This is a genomic window from Pseudoalteromonas shioyasakiensis (assembly GCF_024518675.1).
Taxonomy (GTDB): domain Bacteria; phylum Pseudomonadota; class Gammaproteobacteria; order Enterobacterales; family Alteromonadaceae; genus Pseudoalteromonas; species Pseudoalteromonas shioyasakiensis_B.
In genome coordinates, this window is record NZ_JANIGL010000004.1 from 97900 (window position 1) to 123648 (window position 25749).

18 protein-coding genes are annotated in these 25749 nt (G+C 40.7%); 14 read left to right on the forward strand and 4 right to left on the reverse strand.

From position 1 onward, the window contains the following. Positions 1–2 precede the first annotated feature (2 nt). From spoT to gmk, 3 genes are all read right to left on the reverse strand, one after another. Complete coding sequence (gene spoT, locus NQT69_RS13255; RefSeq protein ID WP_256828156.1) at positions 3–2108, reverse strand: bifunctional GTP diphosphokinase/guanosine-3',5'-bis pyrophosphate 3'-pyrophosphohydrolase; 2106 nt, start codon at positions 2106–2108, stop codon at positions 3–5. A 128-nt stretch (positions 2109–2236) separates the two neighbouring features. Continuing rightward, on the reverse strand, positions 2237–2512 hold the full coding sequence (rpoZ, locus tag NQT69_RS13260) for a DNA-directed RNA polymerase subunit omega (protein WP_256828157.1): 276 nt from the start codon (positions 2510–2512) through the stop codon (positions 2237–2239). A 103-nt stretch (positions 2513–2615) separates the two neighbouring features. Continuing rightward, positions 2616–3236: a guanylate kinase gene (gene gmk / locus NQT69_RS13265; RefSeq protein ID WP_256828158.1), complete on the reverse strand. Its 621-nt coding sequence runs from the start codon at positions 3234–3236 to the stop codon at positions 2616–2618. Positions 3237–3596: 360 nt separating this feature from the next. Between gmk and NQT69_RS13270 the strand changes: the two genes are divergently transcribed. The 3 genes from NQT69_RS13270 to NQT69_RS13280 all read left to right on the forward strand — a co-directional run bounded on the left by NQT69_RS13270 (position 3597) and on the right by NQT69_RS13280 (position 8966). Further along, a complete protein-coding gene (locus NQT69_RS13270) occupies positions 3597–4961 on the forward strand; it encodes a hypothetical protein (protein WP_256828159.1) in 1365 nt (454 codons plus the stop codon). Positions 4962–5082: 121 nt separating this feature from the next. Then, positions 5083–7719, forward strand: coding sequence for a DUF2339 domain-containing protein (locus tag NQT69_RS13275; RefSeq protein ID WP_256828160.1), 2637 nt, complete (start codon positions 5083–5085; stop codon positions 7717–7719). A gap of 212 nt (positions 7720–7931) precedes the next feature. Continuing rightward, a complete protein-coding gene (locus tag NQT69_RS13280; protein ID WP_256828161.1) occupies positions 7932–8966 on the forward strand; it encodes an IS110 family transposase in 1035 nt (344 codons plus the stop codon). Positions 8967–9202: 236 nt separating this feature from the next. Here the strand turns inward: NQT69_RS13280 and NQT69_RS13285 are convergent, their stop codons facing one another. Further along, the gene (locus tag NQT69_RS13285; RefSeq protein WP_256828162.1) at positions 9203–12643 is read right to left on the reverse strand and encodes a PAS domain-containing hybrid sensor histidine kinase/response regulator; all 3441 of its coding nucleotides are present in this window, start codon (positions 12641–12643) and stop codon (positions 9203–9205) included. Positions 12644–13030: 387 nt separating this feature from the next. Between NQT69_RS13285 and NQT69_RS13290 the strand changes: the two genes are divergently transcribed. The 11 genes from NQT69_RS13290 to NQT69_RS13340 all read left to right on the forward strand — a co-directional run bounded on the left by NQT69_RS13290 (position 13031) and on the right by NQT69_RS13340 (position 25731). Continuing rightward, positions 13031–13294, forward strand: a complete 264-nt coding sequence (locus NQT69_RS13290) for a DUF4212 domain-containing protein (protein WP_004586074.1) — start codon at positions 13031–13033, stop codon at positions 13292–13294. A gap of 11 nt (positions 13295–13305) precedes the next feature. After that, a complete protein-coding gene (locus NQT69_RS13295; RefSeq protein ID WP_256828163.1) occupies positions 13306–15030 on the forward strand; it encodes a sodium:solute symporter family protein in 1725 nt (574 codons plus the stop codon). A 109-nt stretch (positions 15031–15139) separates the two neighbouring features. Continuing rightward, positions 15140–16978 (forward strand): DUF294 nucleotidyltransferase-like domain-containing protein, encoded by a 1839-nt coding sequence (locus NQT69_RS13300; RefSeq protein ID WP_256828164.1) that lies wholly within the window; start codon positions 15140–15142, stop codon positions 16976–16978. 24 nt (positions 16979–17002) lie between these two features. Beyond that, a complete protein-coding gene (locus NQT69_RS13305) occupies positions 17003–17626 on the forward strand; it encodes a 3'-5' exonuclease (RefSeq protein WP_256828165.1) in 624 nt (207 codons plus the stop codon). A 200-nt stretch (positions 17627–17826) separates the two neighbouring features. Continuing rightward, the gene (locus NQT69_RS13310) at positions 17827–18087 is read left to right on the forward strand and encodes a hypothetical protein (protein WP_256828166.1); all 261 of its coding nucleotides are present in this window, start codon (positions 17827–17829) and stop codon (positions 18085–18087) included. 413 nt (positions 18088–18500) lie between these two features. Beyond that, the gene (epd, locus tag NQT69_RS13315; protein ID WP_256828167.1) at positions 18501–19517 is read left to right on the forward strand and encodes an erythrose-4-phosphate dehydrogenase; all 1017 of its coding nucleotides are present in this window, start codon (positions 18501–18503) and stop codon (positions 19515–19517) included. Between the two features lie 54 nt (positions 19518–19571). Further along, positions 19572–20747 carry a phosphoglycerate kinase gene (locus NQT69_RS13320; protein WP_256828168.1) on the forward strand — a complete coding sequence of 392 codons (1176 nt, stop codon included), beginning with the start codon at positions 19572–19574 and terminating at the stop codon, positions 20745–20747. Between the two features lie 217 nt (positions 20748–20964). Next, positions 20965–22029 (forward strand): class II fructose-bisphosphate aldolase, encoded by a 1065-nt coding sequence (gene fba / locus NQT69_RS13325; RefSeq protein ID WP_256828169.1) that lies wholly within the window; start codon positions 20965–20967, stop codon positions 22027–22029. Positions 22030–22588: 559 nt separating this feature from the next. Continuing rightward, positions 22589–23278 (forward strand): phosphate regulon transcriptional regulator PhoB, encoded by a 690-nt coding sequence (gene phoB, locus NQT69_RS13330; protein ID WP_087532839.1) that lies wholly within the window; start codon positions 22589–22591, stop codon positions 23276–23278. Positions 23279–23343: 65 nt separating this feature from the next. After that, on the forward strand, positions 23344–24690 hold the full coding sequence (gene phoR, locus NQT69_RS13335; protein ID WP_256828170.1) for a phosphate regulon sensor histidine kinase PhoR: 1347 nt from the start codon (positions 23344–23346) through the stop codon (positions 24688–24690). 72 nt (positions 24691–24762) lie between these two features. Further along, entirely contained in the window at positions 24763–25731 is a 969-nt protein-coding gene (locus tag NQT69_RS13340) for a PstS family phosphate ABC transporter substrate-binding protein (protein WP_256828171.1), read from the forward strand. Positions 25732–25749: the final 18 nt, after the last annotated feature.

The window sequence follows — 25749 nt, forward strand, 5'->3', positions numbered from 1 at the left end:
TATTATTTTTTACGATAGACTTTTTGCACATCAGGCATAACGCGAATGCGACGCATGATGTTAGCTACGTGAACGCGGTTTTTAACCGTGATCCCAAGGTCTATTACATAGAGATTACTTTCTTTTTCGTCAGTGGCTATTTCAACAATGTTTGCTTGTGTTGTTGCCACAACATTAGTTAATTTTGCTAGTGCACCCTGGTGGTTGATAATTTCAACACGTAAAGCCGCAATATATTCTTTCTCTGGGTTGTCATCCCACTTCACGACTAAGTATTTAGAGCGCTCAGATTCCCATCCTCGAATGTTTTTACATTCTTGGCGGTGAACTGTAACTCCTTTGCCTTGGCTTATATGTGCGGTTATCGCGTCCCCAGGTACAGGGCGGCAACATTTTGAGTAGTTAACCAGCATGCCTTCGGTGCCGATAATTGTGGCTTTGGCATTCTTAGCAATATCACTTAAGTCTTCATCGTCGTTTTGTAATAATCTACGCGCGATCAACATGCTCATTAAATTACCTGAACCAATCTCAACTAATAACTCTAATACAGTGTTTAATTGGTGCTCTTCGAGCACACGGGTAATATTTTCATCTGGTAGATCATCTAGCTTAGCTTCGCCTAAAGCAGAGTCAAGTAAGCGTCGGCCCAGTTGTAATGCTTCTTCGTGATGTTGATTTTTAAGGTAGTTCCGGATACCTAAGCGTGCTTTACCCGTAACAATAAAATTAAGCCAGGTTGCATTTGGGTGAGCTCCAGAGCTGGTTATGATCTCGACGGTTTGGCCGGTATCAAGTGCTTTACTTAATGGATGAGGTTTACGGTTAACCCGTGCGCCAACACAAGTGTTACCTACATCAGTATGTACTGCGTAAGCGAAATCCACCGCGGTGGCTCCCATTGGTAACTCGACAATTCGGCCATCGGGAGTAAACACATAAATTTCTTCAGGGAAGAGCTCTGTTTTAACGTTCTCAACAAATTCAAATGATGAACCGGCACTTTGTTGCAACTCAAGTAAGCTTTGCATCCATTGGCGTGCACGCTGTTGTGCCGTATGGCCGGCACTATCGCCCGCTTTTTTATACATCCAATGTGCAGCTACACCTTTATCTGCCATATGGTCCATATCATGAGTACGTATTTGTATCTCAACAGGAATGCCATGCGGGCCAACTAACGAAGTATGTAATGATTGGTATCCATTGGTTTTTGGTACGGCAATATAATCTTTAAAACGGGTTTCTATGGGCTTATATAAATTGTGGGCAACCCCCAGAACTCGGTAACAGGTATCCATAGAGTCGACGGCAATTCTGAAGGCATAAATATCCATTACTTCGTTAAACAACAACTCCTTATTCAGCATTTTTTTATAAATACTGTATAGGTGTTTTTCACGGCCTGAAACAGTCGCTTTTATGCCTGCCTCTTCAAGGCGAGCAGCGATTTCCGTTTGAATATTTGAAATAACCTCTTTACGGTTACCACGGGCTTTTGCGACTTCTGATTTTAAAGCTCGGTGACGCATAGGATAAAGGGCTTGAAAACCCAAATCCTCTAATTCATTTTTGATATCATGAATACCCAAGCGGTTTGCTATTGGCGCATAGATCTCTAAGGTTTCACGAGCAATACGACGACGTTTATCAGGTCGAAGAGCACCTAAAGTACGCATGTTATGGGTACGGTCGGCAAGTTTGATTAAAATAACGCGGATATCCTGCGTCATTGCCATAATCATTTTACGATAGTTTTCAGCTTGGAATTCTTTTTTATCTTTAAAGCTGAGTTTATCGAGCTTGCTCACGCCTTCAACGAGTTCAGCAACCGTATCGCCAAATATTTCGGCTAAATCCTGTTGGCTAAAATCAGTATCTTCGATTACATCGTGCATCAATGCAGCCATGAGCGTTTCATGATCTAAATGCATACCCGCAAGAATTTGGCTCACCTCTACAGGGTGAGTAATATAGGGTTCGCCACTCGAGCGAGTTTGACCTTCGTGCGCTTCGCGTGCAACGACATAGGCTTTTTGCACCAGTTCAACATCTGCCGGTGGCAAATATTCTGATATTTTCTTTTTTAAACCTTCAAAAAGATACATTTACACTCCAATGTTCTCGTGAAGCAAATAGGTAACGGTATGTTAAGAATATACGATGAAAAGAAGGGATTGCCAACGGCTAGAGTAGAAATACTACGCCGCTGGCGAAATCAGACCGGGAAGTCAGATTATTGGTTGCCACCTACAATAGCAGCCACGGCAGCCATCTCAGCTGCTTCTTGGTGTTGTTGTTCTTCGCGATCAATAACATCCATTGATGAACTGTCAACTAAACCAAGTTCAATTTCACGTAAAGCAACAACGGTTGGCTTATCGTTTTCTGTGTCAACTAATGGGGTTTTACCACCCACTGCGATTTGGCGGGCACGACGAGCCGCAACTAAAATTAAGTCAAAACGATTACCAACTGCATCTACTGCATCTTCAACTGTTACGCGAGCCATCTCAGCACTCCAAAATAATTTAAAAGCAAAGGCGTAGTTTACTGCACCCAGCAAGATTCGCCAATAGCTAGTGGTTAATTTTTATCTATAAATAGTAAAACCGCTACTTAAGTAATTCTGCAATCAAGGCTTGGTTACGAATTGATTGACATTTTAATGATAAACGTTTGGCTAAAACAATGGTCTCTATTTGCATTAATGCAGTATTAAAATCATCGTTAACAACCAAGTAATCATATTCATTATAATGAGAGCTTTCGGATTGCGCTTGCGCCATACGACCAGCGATAACTTCTGCTGAATCTTGGCCTCGATTATTTAAACGTGACTCTAACTCTTGTTTTGAAGGTGGTAGAATAAAAATAGTTTCAACATCATCAACCAGCTTTCGCATTTGTTGCGCGCCCTGCCAATCAATATCTAAAAATACATCAATGCCAGCAGCAAGTTGCTGCTCAATCGCCTGTTTTGAAGTGCCGTAGTAGTTATCAAATACTTGTGCCCACTCGAAGAAGTCATTTTTATCAATCAAGTTTTTAAACTCTTCAACAGTGACAAAGTGATAATGCACCCCGTTTTCTTCACCAGGGCGTGGCGAGCGTGTTGTGTGGGATACAGATACTTTCATATCGCTATGCTTAGCTAACAATGCATTGATTAAGCTTGACTTACCCGCACCTGAAGGGGCCGATAAAATAAATAAGTTTCCGCGAGTTTGCGCCATGGTTTTGTTCTCAACTAAAATAAACAGACTCGAGTTATAAGTAACTCAAGCCTTTAATAGTCGTATTGTACTTTATTTCTGTATTTTTACTCAACTATAGGGCTTTAGTCATCATTATTACGTAAATCGTATTATTAAAATACGGCTTTGAAATTTAGTTTTCTTTTTATTGTATTGGTTTTTATTGGTTGAGTCTGCTTGATGGATAAAATGTAAGATTATGTGCAATTTATTTGCACATTTGTACAGTTTTTTACAAATACGTAAGGAACTGTAAGTGTGGGTAATGCTTTGTAAAATTTGAAATTTATAAGCGTTTTTATGGTCTCATTAGCACAATTAACAATGAGGAATGATTCCATGCACCGCCCTTTATTTAAAACCGTTTTAATTACAACATTAGTAGCGACATTAGCTGCTTGTTCTGGGGATGACTCATCAAGTAGCAGTAGTGGTTATATTCAGCTTTATAATGGCTCTTACAATAGTGCGTATACGCGTTTATTTGTTGATGAGACTGAGCGCTCAGGAACGTACTTTGGTGATGTAACAACGCGTCATAATTATAGCTCTACAAGTTATGATGTCACTTTTGAATATGTAGATGCTAATGATAGCTATATTACTATTCGCGAAGAGTCAGTTTCTATCAAAGATGATCAAACTCAGCTATGGGTAATGAGCGGTGACTTTTCTGAGCCAACTTTTACTGAATTGGATGTGCCAACAAGTAGTGATGAAGATGAGTTTAACTTAGGTTGGTTTAATATTTCTGGTGAAGGTATTAATTATGATGTTTATATCGCCACCGAAGATGGTTTATTCGACACGGCAGAATTGATAGCGTCGCCCACTTATCTAAATGAGCTCTCTTTACAAACCTTTGAAGAAGGTTATTACACTATTTATATTACCCAAAGTGGCAGCACAGATGTTATTTTTGAATCAGCCACTGTGTATTTTAATGATGAATCAAGCTATGTAGCGATGATCCGCCCAAGTTATGCCACAGAAGATGATGGTATTACGTTAGATGTTGTTACTTCAAGCAACTCTGTTACTTCCCTTAAGCATCAATCAGCACAAGGGCAGGTACGCTTTATCAATACCATAGATGATTATTCACAAGTAAGTTTTACAGCGACTCGTGGTGATGAAAACCATGTTACTGAGCTAACTGAAAATGATACATTCTCTGATTATATAGAGCTTAATCCAAATAGCTTTAGCATTGCGATGATGGATGAAGCAGGCACGTCGATTGTAGATAACTATTTACTGACGCTAGAGCGAGAGCAAAGTAATGTAGGGATTTTTTACAATGATAAAGACTACGGCCCACGTATGCTTACGGTTGTAGAATCACTTACGCCAAGCAGCTATACCCATAATGTGACGGTAGTTAACTTACTTGATACCTATGCAGGGCAAGATATTACCGATGTTGATATCGCTTTCACCCTAGATGGTGAAACAGTTGATGATGCCAGCAATTATATTGATAGCCTTGATCAGTATGGCCAAGAAGATGAGGTTGTTGATAACGAAGTTTATACCACCTACGTATTGTATGAAGATAATGGGCAACAAATTGTATTAATGCAACAGGGCGATATGGATTTTACTCAAGAGGGTAACTACATCTTAATCCTAGAACATGATGAAACGAGTAGCACTGGTTTTAAAATGACACTGGAGCGCACGGTAACTGATTCTGTAGAATAATCTCATTAGAGTAATAAACCTAATAAATCTCAGCTTCGTTGTTTGAAGCTGAGATTTTTGGCTATATTTTCACTACAATTTACGTTATAACGGAGTAACAAAGTAGTCAGGGATTGAAAAAATGGATGATGCGCTCGCTTTAATTGTTATTTTATCGTTAGTGGTTGTAATCGGATCTATTGCTGGTTTAGTTGCTTTAACTAAGGTAAGTACGCTACAGCAGGAGGTTGCGCTTTTAAAAAAACAACTGCACTCAGTAATTTCTAAAACCTCGAATCAGCCAGTGAATACGGTGGCAAAGTTTACATCTGAGCAATCAAATACGCACTCAATTGCAGCTGAACTGAAGCCTTCTGTCACTAATCAGCAATCAGCTATATTAAATCAAACGACATCTACGGATACAGTTAATAGCCCCTCTGAAACTAATACGAATTCTCACTCTGCATTCAATACATTTTTTGCTCAATTAAAAAATCAATTCCAACAAAACTGGATGACTTGGATTGGCGGCGTAGCATTAGCTTTTGGCGGTATATTTTTAGCAAAATACAGCCTAGATGCAGGTTTGTTATCACCGAGTTTGCGTCTCATCTTAGGTGGAGCGTTTGGTTTAGCGTTAATTGCCGCAGCTGAGTTTTTGCATCGCAAGGGCATTATCTTTGAAGGTTTTAATAATTATGTGCCGGCGGCTTTGGCTGGTGGTGGGTTTATTAGTTGCTTTGCTTTAACGTTGCTCGCGTATTCAAGTTATGCCATGTTAAGTTCAACCGTTGCTTTTATAATGTTAGCGATTATTGCATTAGCAGCAAGCTCAATGGCACTGCGCTTAGGGCCTTTATTGGCAGTATTAGGCATTGTTGGTGCGTATAGTGTGCCAATATGGGTTAATACCGGAAGTGGCAATTTAGCAGCACTGCTGACATATATTGGTTTTGTAACTTTCTCTGCAGTACTTGTAGCACAAAAAGTAAAACGTAACTGGCTTTGGTATTTACTTTGGGCAGGCCACATAGGTTGGTATTGGCTGGCTCTGAGTGTTGTAAAATCAACCGAGTATTGGTTAGTGGGAAGCTTTGCGCTGCTCTCTATTATTGGCTTAATCGCGATAATGCGCTTGGGTATTACCTTACGCCTATTAGAATACCGCCCACACAGTTTAAAACGCTTATTAAAATTACAGCCAGATCACCTGTTATTGTTGGCTATTATAGTGCCGCTATTGATCACAATGAGCTTTTCTATAGCCAGCGTTCAATGGCAAATTATGATGGGGTGTTTGATTGTTTTACTACTATTTTTAGTGCTACAAAATAGCCGTTGGGATCTATGGCAAGGCTTAGCGTTACTTATAGCTGTGATTCTTGTTGTGAGTCAGCACAATTTTGCTATTGATAGTCATAACCACTTATTTATATTTAAACGCATGTATGGGCTAGGCTTATTACTTGGCCTAGGTTTTTGTGTATACGGGTTGTATTTTGGCGCACGTTATTACCAACGTTTAAGTTTCCACTTAGTTGCCGCATTTAGTATGTTTACTTTAGTTGCTACGCTTTACACCTTAACCCCAGAGCAAGACTTAGCCGTTGCGTATTCATTATGGACCGTATTATTACTACTAGGCAGCGCTGCACTTATCAAACGTGCTCAAGTTGCTTACACGCAATGGCAGCAGTTTAGTTATTGGATTGGTGCTAATGCCAATATTACACTTTGCTTAACTATGTTACTTGCTGATAGCGGCCTAACGCTTGCGCTGGCTATTCAAGTGTTGGTTATTAGTTTTCTGGTTAAACGCCATAAAGTGCCTATGCCGCATTGGCCTATTAAAGCGCTCGTGGCCGTTGTACTTGCAAGACTAACCTTTGCGCCATGGATGGAGAGTTATGCAGATCTAACACTTATTTCAATGCATTGGAGCATAGTGGTTTACCCCATTGCTGTTGGGCTATTTTGGTTTGCCGCAAAACAATGGCATAAAACCGATATGAAAATTTGGCTCGAAGGGGCTGCACTGCATTGTTTAGCATTATTTATTACCACTGAAACCAGCTATCAGTTAGTTGGGCATTATCCACAGCTCACTTCTTTAAGTTTTTATGAGCAAGTAATGCTCAGCTGTAATTGGTTCGCATTAGGTTGTGTTTATTTATATCGTGCTCAAAGTGCAAGACAGATGGCTAAGTTATACACAATAGCGGGCTTAATATTATCGGCTTTAGCTGGGCTGTTGTTAGTAAGCACAGCACTCAATGAAAACCCATTATTCACCTCATTGTATGTTGGTGAAACTCCAATGTTTAACTGGGTGCTGCTGATGTGGCTGGTGCCAAGTGCTTTAGCATTGTGGTTAGCCACATTAGTAAAACCTGTAAATATTCAACTTAGTAAAATAATATTGGCAATCGCGGGCGTTTTAGCAGCATTAGCTGTCACTGCACTTATACGCCAGTATTGGCAAGGGGCGTATATTTATTTAGCTAAAACTACCAGTGATGCAGAGCTTTATAGTTATTCGATTATTTGGTTATTGCTCGGCGCATTTGTGGTCATTTCTGGGCATTTAAAGCAACAACTGCTGTTACAAAAAGTTGGGCTAGGTATTCTTAGTGCAGTAATAGTAAAAGTGTTTTTAATTGATATGGCAAGCCTCACTGGTTTACTCAAAGCCATATCATTTATTGGCTTAGGACTGTCATTAGTTGGCCTGAGTTGGTTGTTTCAAAAGCTAAGAAGTAAAGCACAACCGGGGTGATTAAACTAAAGCCGTACACCTAGTAAAATTGCTAGGTGTATTTAGCTATGTTGTTTAGCACGGATCTGTTTTATTTTTTGCCTAGCACCTAGCACCTAGCACCTAGCACCTAGCACCTAGCACCTAGCACCTAGCACCTAGATGTATGGACTCCCTCTCCCTGAGGAGTTACGGTCTTAATCCGACAAAAGATTAACCAAAGGAGTCCATACATGAAAGATACTAATATATTGGCTATTGATTTAGCAAAAAATGTTTTTCAGGTCTGCAAGCGAGATCCAAAAGGTAAAGTACTCTTCAACCGAGAGCTTAGCCGAGCAAAGCTAAAAGAGCTGCTTACTAAGGAGCCACGCTCATTGGTGGCGATGGAAGCGTGTGGTAGTGCGCAATATTGGGCTAGGCTAGCACGTGCTCTTGGTCACGAAGTCAAAGTCATTTCAGCAAGAACAGTTAAGCCTTTCCAAACTAAGCAAAAAACGGATCGTAATGATGCTTTAGCTATCGCAATCGCCGCTTCTCAAGAGCATATCCATGGTGCTCGTGTGCAATCTGCCGAAGAGCAGGCTTTGCAATCATTGGAGCGAGCTCGTCATTTAGCAAAGACACATCAAATAGCACAGAGTAATCAAATCAGGGGCTTACTTGGAGAGTTTGGTATTATTGTGCCACCAAGCTTATCCCAGCTTCGTAAGCACATTCCTTTTATTCTGGAAGACGCTGAAAATAGCTTGCCTCAGCCTTTTCGTGAAACACTGAATTATTTATGGCAGCACTTACTAGAGCAAATTGAACATGTTGCCATTTTGGAACGGCAGCTCGAAGGCGCGGTAAAATATGATACGACCTGCCAAAAGTTGATGAAGTTAGAGGGCGTCGGCCCCATCGGTGCTTTAGGGCTAGCGGTGCGTTTAGGTCAGGGTGAGAATTTTACCAACGGTCGTGAAGCATCAGCAAATATAGGGTTAACGCCAAAGCAACATAGTTCAGGTGGTAAAGAGCGTATTGGGCATATTTCAAAGCGTCATGCAGATAAGCGACTTCGTTCCACTCTTTTCCAAGGAGCGCTTTCTGTTATTACGCAAGTGAGTAAACGTCCAGCCAGAACAAGCAAAGAGCGTTGGCTACAAGCCTTAGTTGAGAGAAGAGGTAAAAAAATCGCAGCGGTTGCTTTAGCAAACAAAACGGTGAGAACCGCTTATGCGATATTAAAGAATGACACGGAATATCAGCCAATCTCATTGGCTTGATATTCCATGTTAAATCGGCGAAGAGCGATGTAAAACAGGTAAGACCGACCAATAGAAGCAAGTTAGGTTCTAAGGCACATTAGATGCCGCTTCCTAGAGTTTGCCTATTGGTGCGAGTACATTTTAGGGCGAGGTAGCTCCTCAATAAAGCCCGTATATAAGCACGCATCTATACTTGTTTTTAATGACAGTTCTTTGTTGATTTAATTAGGGAGTCCATATAAGCACCTAGCACCTCACGTACTGTGATTAAGCAGTGCTTTTAACTTACCGGGCTTTATTGGTTTGGATAAGTAATGAATATTATCGGCTTTAGTCGCTTGCTTTAATTCATTATCGCGCACAGCGGTAATTAAAATAGCAGGTACGGGACTTTGCCAAATTTCACGGAGCGTTTTGATAAGCGTAATACCGTCGCAGTCATGGCCGAGTTGGTAGTCCATTAAAATAACATCAGGAGCTTTGTGCTGTTTGGCATACTCCATCACAGTTTCAACTTGGTCAAATAGTTGATAATCAGCTTGCCATTTCTGTAATAAACTTGCCATTGCATTTAAGTTTTCAGGGTCATCATCAACGGCAATTACATTCATTGCTGCGCGGTTTTCAAATAGGCTGTTTGTAGCATTTTTTTGTTGCACAAATTGGCTATCACCGTAGGGCACCTCGATACTAAAACGGCTGCCTTTATTGACGGTTGAATGCACCTCTAGGCGTAAACTGAGTAAATCAACCATGCGCTTTACTACCCCTAAACCTAATCCAACACCTTTGTTGTCACCGGCTTCTATGCGGTAAAAATCATTGAATATTTTTGCTTGTTCCACTTCGCTAATACCAGGCCCTGTGTCCCAGACTTCGATGCGAAGGTGGTGTTTACGTTTACGGCATGCGACTAAAACGCGGCCTTTTTCAGTGTATTTAACGGCGTTAGAGACTAGGTTTTGAATAATCCTGCGTAAGTAAGTGATATCACTATGGACAATTTGTTGCCCTGAACGTACATGTAATTGTAAGCCTTTTTCGCTCGATAAAATGGCATATTCGTTACGCAGTGGCGCTAAAATATCGTCGATACTGAAGTGGCGCGGCGTCGGGGTCATAGCACCTTGTTCAAGCTTAGCGATTTCAAGTAATGCAGACATTAGGTGTACGGTTGAATCAAGACTTGCGCCGAGCTTTTCAAAGTTATTGATATTATTATCAGCTAATGATTTTTCATCAATGGCAGCTAAGTATAAGCGGGCCGCATTTAGCGGTTGTAAAATATCGTGACTGGCAAGCGCTAAAAACCGTGTTTTACTGTCATTAGCTTGCTCTGCTTCGCGCTTGGCCAAAGTGAGTGCTTGCTCAGTTTGTACGCGGCTTTCTATTTGTGCTTCAAGATCTTTATTAATTGTCCGTATTTCTTGAGTTCTTGCTTCAATACGGTTTTCGAGATCCATATTAACTTCTTCCAGCGCATTTTGCGTGGCAATATGCGTGGTGATGTCTGAAAAGCTGGTAACAAAGCCGCCATCAGGCAGTGGGTTACCCGTCATCTCATATACTTGGCCATTTCGGCGGTGACGAATAAAGTGATGTGAAGTACCATTTTTTAAATGCTGCACACGTTTTTCAACTTGGCGCTCTATTTCACCTGGGCCGCACTCACCACGCTCTGCGTTGTATCTTATAATGTCTTCAATCGGTTGGCCTACCTCTAGAAAGTCTGCCGGGTAGTTAAACATTTCTGCGTAGCGCTTATTCCATGCAACTAGTTTGAGGTCTTTATCGACTACCGAAATACCGTGGCTTAAGTTCTCAAGTGAAGTGAACAGTAAATTTTGGTTAAATTGCAGCGCTTGAGTGGTTTCATCAAAAAAGTTAACCACTTCTTCAAAGGCCATGCGCTTACCTGAAGCCACTGTATGAATAAGAGCTTGCGCAGATGATGCGCCTAACACCCCCGTTAAAGCGCGTTCGCAATAGGCAATAAACTCTGGATCGGGATGATTGTTATTGTCACCCAATTGATGAGTGAGAGAGAATTGTGCTAACACCTGCTGGCTGCGTTGTACGCCTAAAAAGGTTTGCAGCAGTATTTTAAAGTCATACACAGTGGCTTTTACATTTTTATTTAAACGCCTTGCCAATACCGCTTGCTCTTTAGGGTTAACAAATGCAGCAGCTTGAATTTTATCAATTAGCCGTTCATCAGCACCTAATGAGAAGCTGATATAACAGCCTATATTGGCAAATAAGGCAATGAGGGTGCCTCGGGTTATTAAGGTTTGCTGTAACTCGGTATCAAGGGTATTTCCGGCATCTAAAATCGGCAACATTAAAAATAAAACCCAGCAAATAAAGCCCGCTAAAAGGCCTGCGTAAACCCCATAAGCATGGCCTTTTCGCCAGTATAGCCCGCCAATAATGGCTGGTAATAATTGGGTGACCAGTGAAAATGCCACTAAGCCCATGCTCGCTAAGGCTTTACCGTGACCAAACCATTGCTGATAAAAATACGACAAAATTAATATTCCAGCGATGGTAAAGCGTCTTACTAATAAAATACGTGAGCGATAGCTGGTCGTGATCAGGTTACGCTTAAATTTACGACGCAACATTAAAGGTAATACAACGTCGTTAGATATCATGGTACTGAGTGTGAGTGTTGCAACTACTATCATTGCGGTTGCGGCTGAAATACCACCAATAAAGACAAAGGTAGTGAGTAGTACATTGTCGTGCATTAATGGCAGGGCGAGTACAAAGCTGTCAGGTGAAAAACCACTGCCAATATTCGGGTGAATAGCGGCTGTCGCTATGGGTAAAATCATTGCTGCTGTGAGTAATAAGTACAGTGGGAAGGCCCAACGGGCAGTAAATAAATGGCGTTTGTCTTGGTTATCAACCACGGTGACATGAAACTGTCGTGGCAAACAAATAATGGCTGCCGCCGCCATTAAAGACTGACCAATAAAATTAAAACTAAAAAAGTTAAAACTGCTCCAGTGTTGCCATAACGAATCAGTGGTTAATAGTTCCCGTTCGGGTGGTAAGTTTAGTAGGGTGTAGACAGCAAGTCCTGCAACGGCAACTAGCGCGAGTAATTTTATTAAAGACTCAAATGCCACCGCCAGCATTAAACCTGAGCGGTATTCAGTCACATCGACTTTACGTGTACCAAAGAAAATAGCAAACATGGTCATGATCAATGTGGCGGAAAGAGCAACCATTGAGCCAGATATTTTATTGTCGCTTTGTAACAGTAAAAAGCTGCTGCTAAGGGCTTTCAATTGCAGTGCGATGTACGGAATTGTCGCAAGCAATGCGATTACTGTAACCATAATGGCGGTTGTTTGTCGCTTGCCATACCGAGCAGAAATGAAATCAGCAATGGTGGTGATATTTTGTTTTTTACTTACCAGTACGAGCTTACGTAAAAAGCCTTGGCCGAAAAAAAATAACAGTGCAGGGCCAAGTAAAATGGGTAAATAGCTCCAACTGCTGGTGGCAGCCGTCCCCACTGAACCATAGTACGTCCACGACGTGCAATAAATCCCTAAAGAGAATGAATAAACGAATGGGTGGTGGCTTATTCGTTTGGCTAGTGGAGTGGTTTTATCCCCCCAGTTTGCAAGCCAGAATAAAACACCTATGTAGGCTAAAGCAACAAAGATTAAAGCAGCAGTCATGTCGTCATTCAGTTTTTATTATGATGGCTAACACCATACCAGAAATTGAAAAATAATTTGAGCTGTCAATTATTAAGCTAATTTCGTGTTTTTATTTAACTTGTTGATATTTAATTGTAATTTTATTTTTTATGAACGTATTCGACTAATGTCGCAGATCAGTAATATAGCTTAGATGAATACTACGAATCACTTGGTGGAAATATTTAAATGCATGATATTTAACGTTTATTACTACTGGTTAACAAGTTTTAATCTGCAGTTTACGTAAACGTTAATCTGGTGTTACGACTATGGTCTCAATTCAATCTAGCTCAGGCATTGCTAATTTTATATACGGACATAAAACACACACATCACTTTTTACGGTGTTAAAGAGGAATAAAAATGGCTTTTAAAGATGAAGAACAAGCAAAAGCTTATTGGGCGGAAAACATTTCACTGCTGTTTAAACTATTAGCAGTTTGGTTTGTCGTGTCATTTGGTTTTGGCATTTTACTGGTAGATGTACTCAATGAAGTACGTTTCTTTGGGTTTAAACTTGGCTTCTGGTTCTCCCAGCAAGGCGCGATTTACACCTTTGTGGCTTTGATTTTTGTTTACGTTTTCAAAATGAATACGTTAGATAAAAAATACGGCGTAGACGAATAGGAGCTTAAGTAATGGATGTTCAAACACTCACGTTTTTAATTGTTGGTTTAAGCTTCGCGCTGTATATCGGCATTGCAATATGGGCCCGCGCAGGGTCAACAAATGAATTTTATGTGGCTGGTGGTGGGGTTCCGCCTTTAGCTAATGGTATGGCAACGGCCGCTGATTGGATGAGTGCTGCGTCATTTATCTCAATGGCGGGTATCATCTCTTTTGCAGGTTATGATGGCGGTGTTTACTTAATGGGGTGGACAGGTGGTTATGTACTTTTAGCCATGTGTTTAGCGCCTTACTTACGTAAATTTGGCAAGTTTACAGTACCTGACTTTATCGGTGATCGTTATTACTCACAAACAGCCCGTGTTGTGGCCATCTTGTGTGCTATCTTTATCTGCTTTACCTATATCGCAGGGCAAATGCGTGGTGTTGGTGTGGTTTTCTCACGCTTCTTAGAGGTCGAAATCGAAACCGGTGTTTATATTGGTATGGTTATCGTATTCTTCTACGCTGTGCTTGGTGGTATGAAAGGCATTACTTACACCCAAGTAGCGCAATATTGTGTATTAGTATTTGCTTATTTAGTACCGGCGATTTTTATCTCAATGATGATGACAGGTCATTTCTTCCCACAAACCGGCTTTGGTGCCACGCTCAGTGATGGCTCGGGTATGTATGTTCTTGATAAGTTGGATGGCTTAAGCGCTGAATTAGGTTTTGCGCAATACACCGAAGGCTCTAAGAGCATGATTGATGTATTTGCAATTACAGGTGCACTGATGGTAGGTACTGCCGGTTTACCACATGTAATTGTACGTTTCTTCACGGTACCACGTGTTAAAGATACCCGTATTTCTGCGGCATGGACGTTAGTATTCATCGCGATTGTTTATACTACAGCACCTGCGGTTGCATCGTTTGCACGGGTTAATATGATTGACACAATTAATGGTAAAGATGGCAGTGGTACTGAATACGCACAAGCACCAGCTTGGGTTAAAAACTGGGAAAGAACAGGCCTTATCACCTTTAATGATAAAAATGGTGATGGCAAAATGTTCTATACTGCCGGTAAGATTGATGATCCAAATAGTGCAAATGAAGTTAACGTAGACCGCGATATCATGGTATTGGCAAACCCCGAAATTGCTAATTTACCAGCATGGGTTGTTGCGTTAGTTGCAGCCGGTGGTATTGCTGCTGCGCTTTCAACAACGGCCGGTTTATTATTGGTTATTTCAACATCGGTCTCCCATGATTTACTTAAGCGAACCCTCAAGCCAGATATTAGCGATAAGCAAGAGCTACTCGCAGCGAGGTTAGCGGCTATGATTGCCATTGTTATTTCTGCTTACTTTGGTATTAACCCGCCTGGATTTGTGGCGTCGGTGGTGGCATTTGCATTTGGCTTAGCGGCAGCAAGTTTCTTCCCGGCGATCATTATGGGTATTTTCTCTAAGAAGATGAATAAAGAAGGGGCGATTGCAGGTATGGTGACAGGTATTACCTTTACTGCGGCGTATATTATCTTCTTTAAATTTGTCAGCCCTGAGCTTAACAGCCCTGAACACTGGTTCTTGGGTATTTCACCAGAAGGTATTGGTTTAGTGGGTATGGTGATTAACTTTGCAGTAGCTGCAGTTGTCCTCAAACTCACTGCTGAGACGCCTGTTGAAATTCAGCAAATGGTTGAAGGTATTCGTAATCCTAAAGGCTCTGGTGAAGCGCACGCTCACTAATAATGACTTGATTGTTATTGCAGCCAAAGCCCGACTTTTGTCGGGCTTTTTATTTTTTCTAAATATGCGTAATGTAGATGTTCAGGCCTGATTATTTGCGAGAACAATTATGAATAACGAGCAGCAGGAAGTTGCCCAGTTTGTGAGTATGCAAACGCCGTTTAGCCAAATTGATAGTAGTGCAACTGATTACTTTGTAAGTCATGTAGATAGTATTTATTTAACCCGCGAAAATCAGTCGCAGTGGTTGCAATCTGACTCGCCTAAATTATTTCTCATTCGTTCAGGTCTGTATGATCTCGTCGATGCTAAAGGGGATGTGATCACCCGTTTAGCGCAAGGCGATTACTTTGGCTTTCCGTCATTGTTAACAGGTGAGGCAATACAAAACCGTTTAGAGACGCAAAAAGAGGGCATAGTCTATATGCTCAATCAACAAAGCTTTGATTTTTTGCGCCGTGAATATAAATCGTTTGAGCAATATTTTGTTCGTGCCCATGCTAACAGGTTACTTTCATCACATTATAAGAACCAAAATGAAAGCTGGTCAGAGCGAAAAATTTCTGAGTTGATGTCACGTAAGGCGGTCACTCTTCCTCCCGATGCCAGTATTCGGCAAACTGCAAAAAAAATGAAAAAACACGGTGTATCATCCATTATGATCACCGAATTTGAACAACTGGTTGGGGTTGTAACTGACCGCGATTTACGTAACAGAGTGTTGGCAGATGAGGTTGAGCCAAAAGAGGCTGTAAGCATAATCATGAGTAAAAAACCTAAGTATATATTTGAGAATAATCGGGTTTTTTCGGCACTGCATTTAATGCTTAAACATAATATTCACCACTTACCAGTGCTTGATGAGCATCATAAAGCGCTGGGGATGATCACTAGTACAGACTTATTACGACAGCAAAAAAGTGACCCCGTACAACTTATTGGCCGTATTTATAAAGCCCATAGTATTAGTGATTTAAAACGCTACGCGAGTGAAATACCTGAATTGCTCCGTGGCTTTTCTCATAATATCGATGATATTTCATTGATTGGAAAGCTGCTAAGTGGCTTAACTGATGCGCTAACTTCCCGGCTCATTCATTTATTCCAAGAGGATAATGGTGCAGCCCCCACTAGTTTTAGTTTTATTTGTTTTGGCTCTCAAGCACGAGAAGAGCAAACTCTACACTCAGATCAGGATAACGGCTTGCTATTACCGGATGACTTAAGCGAGCAGCAGCAAGATTACTTTCGTCGCATGGGGGTGTTTGTCTGTGAGCAACTAGTAGAATGTGGTATTAGGCGCTGTTCTGGGAATATTATGGCCAGCAGTGAGTTGTGTCGAATGAGCATTTCTGATTGGTGTGAACGTTTCTTTAAGTGGATAAAAAGTCCCACGCCTGAGGCCATGCTTAATTGTAAAATATTCTTTGATTTACGCTTTATTGAAGGCTCCAACTCTCTTTACACCAGTTTTTGTGAACAGCTGACACGCATTTCGCGTAATGAATTATTTTATGCCGCCATGGCCACTGATATAAAAAGTAATTCAGTGCCTATCGGCTTGTTTAATCAATTTAAGCTAGAAAAAAATGCAACACAGCATAAGTACATTGATTTAAAAAAACGAGGTGTGGTGATTATTAACGATATAGTACGCTTATACGCGTTAAAGGCTGGAGTACGACGAGCAAATACCCAAGAGCGTCTCGATGCACTATTAAAATATCCGCTGTTAAATAATCAGGATGTTTATAATTTAAAAGATTGTTGGCGGTTTTTAACTCAATTACGCTTACGAACGCAAATTAATGAAGAGGGGCTACCGAGTAATTGTATTAATCCAGATAAACTAAACTCGCTGGAGCGTCATCAACTCAAAGAAGCATTCTACTTGATAAAGCAATCACAACAGGCTGCGGCATTTAAATTTGCTCGAGGCAGTTTGTAATGACTAAAGGGTTGAGGTGGCAACGTGGTTAAGCGTTGGTTGAGTCAGTATTTATCAAGAAAAAAACAGTTGGCTAAAAGTGCTGTTGCCCAGCGTTATATTGTTATTGATTTAGAGCTCACAGGGCTTGATGCCAAGCAGCATGAAATTGTTTCAATTGCTTGGGTGTTGATTGAGCGCCAGTGTATTAAATTGAGTCAGGCGGCTCATTATATTAATAAAGATGTGAAACAGTTAGCGCAAAGTCCTGTTTATCACGGTATTGCTCAGCAAGATATTGCGAACGGGCAAAGCTTGCAAGTTATCTTAAACAAGCTTAGCACTTATTTTGATGATGCTATTTTAGTGTTTCATAATGCGAGTTTAGATTGGGGGTTTTTAAAGCACGCTTTTAAAGTACAAGGAATAGTAGTTAAGCCCAATTTGATTCTTGATACATTCTTAATTGAAAAAAAGCGTTTACACCAGCAAGGATATGAGATAGCTCTCGATGACTTAACATTAGCTGCATGTAGAAAACGCTATCAATTACCTGATTATAGCAACCACCATGCGCTAACAGACGCTACCGCAACTGCAGAGTTATTACTTGCACAGTGCCATCAAATAGCCCAAGGTAAAAATTTAAAGTTAGTTGATTTAGTTTAAGCTTCATTTACTTTTCGTCATATTAAAGGCCGTGTGATACTTTTAAATAGATGACGACTGAATAAGAGGCTGATATATAAACGAAAATTAGCTTTAAGTATTGTTTTATAAATACAAAGTCAGGCTTTGTCAGTGCAGTTATTTGCTTATTGTTCTGCTAATCTATCGTCTTGATATTGAGTTTATTTATAGGTTTTTTAATGAAGAATAATTTACTGCCATCTTTGGTTGGTGTGATAGTCAGTTTAATTGCTGTGTGGTGGTTGCATGGGTTTTTATTAGTGGATCGTTGTTTAGATAGTGGCGGCGCAATTGATCATAAAACTAACTTATGTATGGGTGAAAACAACCAAATAATAGAGTTGGCAACGTCATCAGGTACATTAGCCATTTATTGTGTTGTGATTATGGGTGTTTCATTATTAACAGGAAGTTTCATACGCAAACTATTTAAGCGTTAAACAATTTACCTTTTCTAACTTTAGAGCCTAGGCCCAAGGAAACTTGAGGCCATCTAAAACAGGCCTTAAACATTTATTTAACTTTACCTCTTATATTCAACTGCAAGGTCGATTACCAAATCAGGCGCATCTAAAACAGCGGGTGCGCATTTATTTAACTTTACCTCTTATATTCAACTGCAAGGTCAATTACCAAATCAGGCGCATCTAAAACAGCGGGTGAACATTTATTTAACTTTGCCTCTTATATTCAACTGCAAGGTCGATTACCAAAATTTGAGCCATCTAAACATGGTTAATTTTAAGTTTCTGCTGTTCAGCTCTTATATTCAATCTCAAGGTCGATTACAATACCGCCATCTAAAAGGCAGGTTGCCTTTATCTGCAAGCAAATAGAGTGGATTTTCTTTCGAATGGCAATCAAACTTGCAATCAATGGTTTTGGTCGAATTGGTCGTAATATCGTGCGAGCCCTGTATGAGTCAGGTTTAAACGATGAGATCAAAATTGTTGCTATTAATGAACTGGCGGATCCGCAAGGGATCGCACATCTTCTTAAATACGATACATCTCACGGACGTTTTAAATTTCCCGTTACACTTGGCGAAGACAGTATTAGCGTTGCCAACGATTCTATAGCACTGTTCTGTGAAGAAAATCCCAGCGAATTACCTTGGCAAATACTAGATGTTGATGTCGTTTTAGAATGTACTGGCGTGTTCCACTCTCGAGAACATGCGCAATTACATCTAAATGCTGGGGCAAAGAAAGTGTTATTTTCTCAACCAGCAGATGCTGATGTTGACGCCACAATCGTGTATGGTATCAATGATGATGAATTAACCGCAGCACAAACGATTGTTTCTAATGGTTCATGTACCACAAACTGTATTGTGCCAGTGATCAAAGTGCTGGATGATGCTTTTGAGATTGAGTCGGGTGCGATTACAACGATTCATGCATCTATGAATGATCAACAAGTTATTGATGCCTATCATCATGATTTACGCCGTACCCGTGCAGCCAGTCAATCTATTATTCCAGTTGATACCAAGCTCGCTCGTGGTATTGAGCGTATTTTACCTAAATTCCACGGCCGTTTTGAAGCGATTGCAGTACGCGTGCCCACTATAAATGTAACGGCAATGGATTTAAGCGTAACCGTTAATACCGATGTTGACTTGCTTGCGGTTAATAAAGCATTAAAGGCTGCAGCTAAAGATCGCCTCGAAGGTATTTTAAGTTACACCGAAGAGCCATTAGTGTCAGTGGATTTTAATCATGACGCACACTCTTGTATTATTGATGGCACACAGACACGTGTTAGTCATAAACGGCTGATAAAGTTGTTAGTCTGGTGTGACAATGAATGGGGATTTGCTAACCGTATGCTTGACACTGCAAGGTGTATGACGGTTGCAAGTAACTAAATATTATAATTAAAAGTTTTACTCAAGTCAGTATCGTTAACTAAGGAGAAGTCCATGTCGGTCATAAATATGGCAGATTTAGATTTAAACGGCAAACGCGTGTTAATTCGTGAAGATTTAAATGTACCAGTAAAAGCAGGTAAAGTGACCTCTGATGCGCGTATTCGTGCAGCATTACCTAGCATTAAACTAGCCCTTGAAAAAGGCGCAAAAGTAATGGTGATGTCACACCTTGGCCGCCCTACGGAAGGGGAATTTAACGAGGAGTTTTCACTTGCTCCTGTTGTTGATTATTTAAATGAAGCACTGGAGCAAACAGTGCGTCTTGAAAAAGATTATTTAGATGGCGTTGAAATTGCTGATAGTGAAGTCGTTGTATTTGAAAACGTGCGCTTTAACGTTGGTGAAAAGAAAAATGATGAAACGCTAGCCAAAAAACTTGCTGCGTTATGCGATGTCTATGTAATGGATGCATTTGGTACAGCTCACCGTGCACAAGCCTCTACTCATGGTGTTGGTGTATATGCTGATGTAGCGTGTGCAGGCCCACTGCTTGCGGCTGAGCTTGATGCCTTAGGTAAGGCGCTTGATAATCCTGCACGCCCTTTAGTCGCTATTGTAGGTGGTTCTAAAGTCTCTACTAAGCTTACAGTACTTGATTCACTTTCAACAATTGTTGATCAATTAGTAACGGGTGGCGGTATTGCCAATACCTTTATTGCTGCAGCGGGTCACCCTGTGGGCAAATCACTTTTTGAAGCTGATTTAATTGATGAAGCAAATAAATTAAGTGCGGCAGCTAAAAGTAACAATGGCGAAATTCCAGTCCCCACTGACGTGGTAGTAGGAAACGAGTTTTCTGAATCAGCCGTTGCAACATTAAAAGATGTTAGCGAAGTAACCAGCGAAGACATGATTTTTGATATCGGCCCAGATACGGCAAACAAACTGGCAAAAATCATTGCTAATGCAGGTACTGTGGTTTGGAATGGTCCGGTTGGTGTGTTTGAATTTGATCAGTTTGGTAATGGTACACGTGCCATTGCCCAAGCGATTGCTGACTCAAATGCATTTTCAATTGCAGGCGGCGGTGATACGTTAGCAGCCATTGATAAATACGGCATCGCAGATAAAGTTTCGTATATTTCAACAGGGGGTGGTGCTTTCCTTGAGTTTTTAGAAGGGAAAAAATTGCCAGCTGTTGCTATGCTAGAAGAGCGAGCTAAGTAAAATTAGCCTGCTTGCTGGTGTGAGCTTTTTTGTTTACACCAGCAAAGACCATTAATTAAATACCTCTCACCCTTATTTAATTCTTGGTTTTGGTTATCGGTAGCGTTGGCAAGTGTTAACCCTATCGTGATGCAGCGATTGCATCGAATTAAACTATTCCGTTCGAACTAGGTAGTTTGCGCGTGCGCGCAGCTATCGACAATTTGGAGAATACCCAATGGCTTTAATCAGTATGCGCCAACTTCTTGATCATGCAGCTGAAAACGGTTATGGCGTGCCAGCGTTTAACGTTAATAACCAAGAGCAAATCCGCGCTATTATGATGGCGGCTGATAAAACTAACAGCCCTGTAATTGTGCAAGGTTCAGCAGGTGCTCGTGCCTACGCTGGAGCCCCTTTTATTCGTCATATGATTTTAGCAGCCATTGAAGAGTGGCCACATATTCCTGTGGTAATGCACCAAGATCACGGCACGTCACCTGGCGTTTGCCAACGTTCAATCCAGCTAGGTTTTTCATCAGTGATGATGGATGGCTCTTTGATGACTGATGGTAAAACACCTTCAAGCTATGATTACAATGTTGATGTAACACGCAAAACGGTTGAACTTGCACATTCATGTGGTGTGTCTGTGGAAGGCGAGTTAGGTGTACTAGGTTCACTTGAAACAGGTGAAGCTGGCGAAGAAGACGGCGTTGGCGCTGAAGGTAAATTAACCACGGATCAAATGCTAACCGATCCAGAAGAAGCGGCTGACTTTGTAAGTAAAACACACGTTGATGCACTTGCAATTGCATGTGGTACTTCCCATGGCGCTTACAAATTTACTCGCCCGCCAACAGACGATATTTTAGCAATTGATCGTATTAAAGCGATTCATGCGCGGATCCCTAATACGCATTTAGTCATGCATGGCTCTTCTTCTGTGCCACAAGAGTGGCTTGAGATCATTAACCAGTATGGTGGTGAGATCCCAGAAACATATGGTGTGCCCGTTGAGCAGATCGTTGAAGGCATTAAGTTTGGTGTACGTAAAGTTAATATAGACACTGACTTACGTTTAGCATCAACAGGTGCTATCCGTCGCCACTTAGCACAAAACCCGGCTAATTTTGATCCACGTAAATACCTCGCTGAAGCAACTAAAGCGATGACTGAGATCTGTGTAGCGCGTTATGAGTCGTTTGGTACTGCGGGTCAAGCAGGTAAGATCAAACCAATCTCACTTGATGAAATGCACCTTAAATATTTAACTGGCGAGTTAGATCCGCAAATTAAATAATTTTCAGCTATTGATTGATAAAGCCAGTGCCTTGAGGTTACTGGCTTTTTTTATGCCTGAGAGTAATGGGATCATTATTTTATTAACAAAGGATGATTGGATCAGATTTTTACTAGCTATTCGATCTTGCAGATCAATATTATACTAAGGATCTTATTTTTGAGCGTATTTTTTGATTGAAAAACCAGCAAAAAATATGTGCTAGGTTAAATTATCAGGCGGTTATAATTACCTCTTAGTATAAATGTGATCCCAGATCATCTTAGCTTAGTATGATCGTGATCTCAAAAACACAGCTTAGTATGATTTTGATCTACTCAATTAATGGTAATTTTGCTTCAATATTGAGAATTTAGTATGGGTCAATTAAATGATTTATTGTTCTTTAATATGACATTTATATTAAGAACACTGTCTTAGAATGACCTTTTAGCCCCTTTATTAGGTAAATATGTGTTTTTTTTATGCTCTTTTGGCTTTACACGTTACACTTTCATAAAACTGTCATACTTAGTCATAATAATGAAAACTAGTTCGATAACGAAAGAGATAAATTGGAATGTCACGTAAAGTACTTGTCGTCGATGACGAAGCGCCCATCAGAGAGATGTTGGTTTTTGTATTAGAACAAAATGGTTTTCAAGCAATTGAAGCAGAAGATTATGACTCTGCAATTGCTGCAATGGTTGAGCCGTACCCTGATATGGTGTTATTGGATTGGATGCTACCTGGTGGCAGCGGTATTCAGATCGCTAAAAAATTCAAGCAGAGTGAACATACACGTCAAATACCAATTATTATGCTAACAGCCCGTGGCGAAGAAGAAGATAAAGTACGTGGCTTAGAAGTTGGCGCGGATGACTATGTAACTAAGCCGTTTTCACCGAAAGAATTAATGGCCCGTATTAAGGCGGTAATTCGCCGTGTATCTCCTACTTCATTAGAAGAAGCGATTGAAGTACATGGCTTACGCCTTGATCCTATTTCTCACCGCGTTACTTCTGAAGGCAGCGAGTTAGATATGGGGCCAACAGAGTTTAGATTGCTCCATTTCTTTATGACTCACCCTGAACGTGTTTATAGTCGTGAGCAATTACTAGATAACGTTTGGGGAACTAATGTTTATGTTGAAGATAGAACTGTAGACGTGCATATTCGTCGTTTACGTAAAGCTATTGCGCCTTTAGGCCATGATCGTTTAGTGCAAACGGTACGTGGTGCAGGGTACCGTTTTTCAAGTAAATTATAGTGTCTGAAACTATTGGCTAATTATTACATTGGCTTAAATTTACTTTCTCTAAGGTAAATAAGTGTATGTATCGAGTTGTTAATAAGCAGGCGCTAGCAAAGCGCTTGCTTATCTATTTTCTTCCTTTGTTATTGATTGGCGTGCTTGTTGGCGCGCCATTTTTGCTTTTATTTTTAGGATCTTTCTCGCTTCTTGTTTGGCATTATCATCAACTTTATCGACTCAGTGATTGGTTGCTCAATCAACGTAGCTTTAATCCACCTGAAGGGGAGGGAGCCTGGGAGCAAGTATTTGAAGGGATCTATCATTTACAGCACCGCAATCGCAAAAAACGAAATGAATTAGCTGATTTGATCCGTCGCTTTCGTGATGGTGCCGAGGCTGTTCCTGATGCTGTAATCGTGTTACAGCGTGACTTGAGTATTGTTTGGTGTAACCAATTAGCACTTAAAGTGCTAGGCCTACAATGGCCAGCTGATCATGGTCAGCGCTTAGATAACCTCATCCGCGATCCTAAATTTGCTAAGTACATGCATTTAGAAAAATTTGATGAAGCGCTTGAGTTGGAAAGTGGTCATGCTGTGGGCCAGGTTTTAGAGTATAGGGTAATGCCTTATGCGACTTCCCAATTAATGGTTGTGGTGCGTAATGTAACCCGGTTAAAGCAACTTGAACAAATGCGTAAAGACTTTGTCGCCAATGTTTCTCATGAGCTTAGAACGCCGCTGACGGTAGTAACAGGCTATTTAGAAATGTTTGATGGCGACACGCTACCACCCCCAGCCATGTGGAACAAAGCACAGACAACGATGCTTGAGCAATGCAAGCGTATGGATAGCTTAGTGAATCAATTACTGTCACTGTCACGCATAGAAGGTGCTAGGCGCCAAGATGGTGATAAAGCAATAAATGTAGTGCAATTACTTACTTATATTAGTACTGAGGCTCAGTCTTTAAACCAAGACAAAGGCCATGAGCTAATATTTGATATAGACAATAGCCTAGATATCAAAGGTTCAGAAGAAGAGCTACGAAGTGCTTTTTCTAATTTAGTGTTTAATGCAATTCATTACACTAAGCCTGGTGGAAAAATTATCGTCACTTGGCAAACTAAAGATGAACAAGCACATTTTTCAGTTGTTGATAATGGCGATGGTATTGCGCCAGAACATATTAATCGTTTGACGGAGCGTTTTTATCGAGTCGATAAAGCCCGTAGTCGTACAACCGGAGGCTCAGGATTAGGTTTAGCAATTACTAAGCACGTGTTGTCACGACATGACAGTCAATTGAAAATTAAAAGTAAGTTAGGTGAAGGTTCGTGTTTTTCATTTGCCTTTGATAAAGATAAAATAGTACGTACACCGGCGTTAGATTCTACTCAAAGTCATAAAAGTGTAACATCTGAGTAATCTAATTGTCATTTAGTGCCTTTACAGTGGTGCACAGTTAGGAATTGGGACGAACAAATCGGAGTAACCCCTATGAAATTTAAAAGTTTAGTTGCCGCAATGGGTGTGGCAGTAACAACATTTGTATCTGCACAGGCTCTTGCTGTAGATTCAGCGCTGCCAGAATATCAAAAGACCAATGGCATTTCAGGTAACTTTTCATCTGTGGGCTCTGATACACTTGCAAACATGATGACGTTTTGGGCTGAAGAGTACAAACGTATTTACCCAAATGTAAACATTCAAATTCAAGCGGCAGGTTCATCTACTGCTCCACCTGCATTGACCGAGGGTACTGCAAACTTTGGTCCTATGAGCCGTAAAATGAAATCAAAAGAAATAGAAGCTTTTGAAAAACGTTACGGGTATAAGCCGACTGAAGTTCGTGTTGCAATTGATGCGCTAGCGGTATTTGTACACAAAGACAATCCAATTAAAGGCCTGCGTATTGATGAAGTAGATGCTATCTTTTCTTCAACTCGTAAATGTGGCGCATCGGCTGAAGTTACTCGTTGGAGCGACGTTGGTTTAACCGGTGATTGGGCTGCGAAAGATATTCAGTTGTACGGACGTAACTCTGTATCAGGCACATATGGTTACTTTAAGAAAATGGCTTTATGTAAAGGTGATTTTCGTAACAATGTAAACGAACAACCTGGTTCTGCATCGGTAGTACAATCAATTTCATCTTCTGTAAATGCAATTGGTTACTCAGGTATCGGTTATACAACTTCAGGTGTACGTACTGTACCACTTGCGAAAAAAGGCGATAACTTTGTAGATGCTACGCTTGAAAACGTTGCGAAAGGTAAATACCCGCTGTCTCGCTTCTTATATGTTTATATTAATAAGCACCCGAACAAGCCTCTTTCACCAATTGATGCAGAGTTCTTAAAAATGGTGTTATCACTTGATGGACAAAAAATTGTTGAGAAAGATGGTTATGTTCCACTTTCTGCCAATTTAGCTGCAAAAGAGCTTAAAAAGCTAGGCCTTCTTTAATAGCAAAAGTTAATAAAA

Bases quoted from the DNA above. Each gene is read 5' to 3' on its own strand.
- spoT (WP_256828156.1), bottom strand. From the start codon at position 2,108: ATGTATCTTTTTGAAGGTTTAAAAAAGAAAATATCAGAATATTTGCCA.
- rpoZ (WP_256828157.1), bottom strand. From the start codon at position 2,512: ATGGCTCGCGTAACAGTTGAAGATGCAGTAGATGCAGTTGGTAATCGT.
- gmk (WP_256828158.1), bottom strand. From the start codon at position 3,236: ATGGCGCAAACTCGCGGAAACTTATTTATTTTATCGGCCCCTTCAGGT.
- NQT69_RS13270 (WP_256828159.1), top strand. From the start codon at position 3,597: ATGCACCGCCCTTTATTTAAAACCGTTTTAATTACAACATTAGTAGCG.
- NQT69_RS13275 (WP_256828160.1), top strand. From the start codon at position 5,083: ATGGATGATGCGCTCGCTTTAATTGTTATTTTATCGTTAGTGGTTGTA.
- NQT69_RS13280 (WP_256828161.1), top strand. From the start codon at position 7,932: ATGAAAGATACTAATATATTGGCTATTGATTTAGCAAAAAATGTTTTT.
- NQT69_RS13285 (WP_256828162.1), bottom strand. From the start codon at position 12,643: ATGACTGCTGCTTTAATCTTTGTTGCTTTAGCCTACATAGGTGTTTTA.
- NQT69_RS13290 (WP_004586074.1), top strand. From the start codon at position 13,031: ATGGCTTTTAAAGATGAAGAACAAGCAAAAGCTTATTGGGCGGAAAAC.
- NQT69_RS13295 (WP_256828163.1), top strand. From the start codon at position 13,306: ATGGATGTTCAAACACTCACGTTTTTAATTGTTGGTTTAAGCTTCGCG.
- NQT69_RS13300 (WP_256828164.1), top strand. From the start codon at position 15,140: ATGAATAACGAGCAGCAGGAAGTTGCCCAGTTTGTGAGTATGCAAACG.
- NQT69_RS13310 (WP_256828166.1), top strand. From the start codon at position 17,827: ATGAAGAATAATTTACTGCCATCTTTGGTTGGTGTGATAGTCAGTTTA.
- epd (WP_256828167.1), top strand. From the start codon at position 18,501: ATGGCAATCAAACTTGCAATCAATGGTTTTGGTCGAATTGGTCGTAAT.
- NQT69_RS13320 (WP_256828168.1), top strand. From the start codon at position 19,572: ATGTCGGTCATAAATATGGCAGATTTAGATTTAAACGGCAAACGCGTG.
- fba (WP_256828169.1), top strand. From the start codon at position 20,965: ATGGCTTTAATCAGTATGCGCCAACTTCTTGATCATGCAGCTGAAAAC.
- phoB (WP_087532839.1), top strand. From the start codon at position 22,589: ATGTCACGTAAAGTACTTGTCGTCGATGACGAAGCGCCCATCAGAGAG.
- phoR (WP_256828170.1), top strand. From the start codon at position 23,344: ATGTATCGAGTTGTTAATAAGCAGGCGCTAGCAAAGCGCTTGCTTATC.
- NQT69_RS13340 (WP_256828171.1), top strand. From the start codon at position 24,763: ATGAAATTTAAAAGTTTAGTTGCCGCAATGGGTGTGGCAGTAACAACA.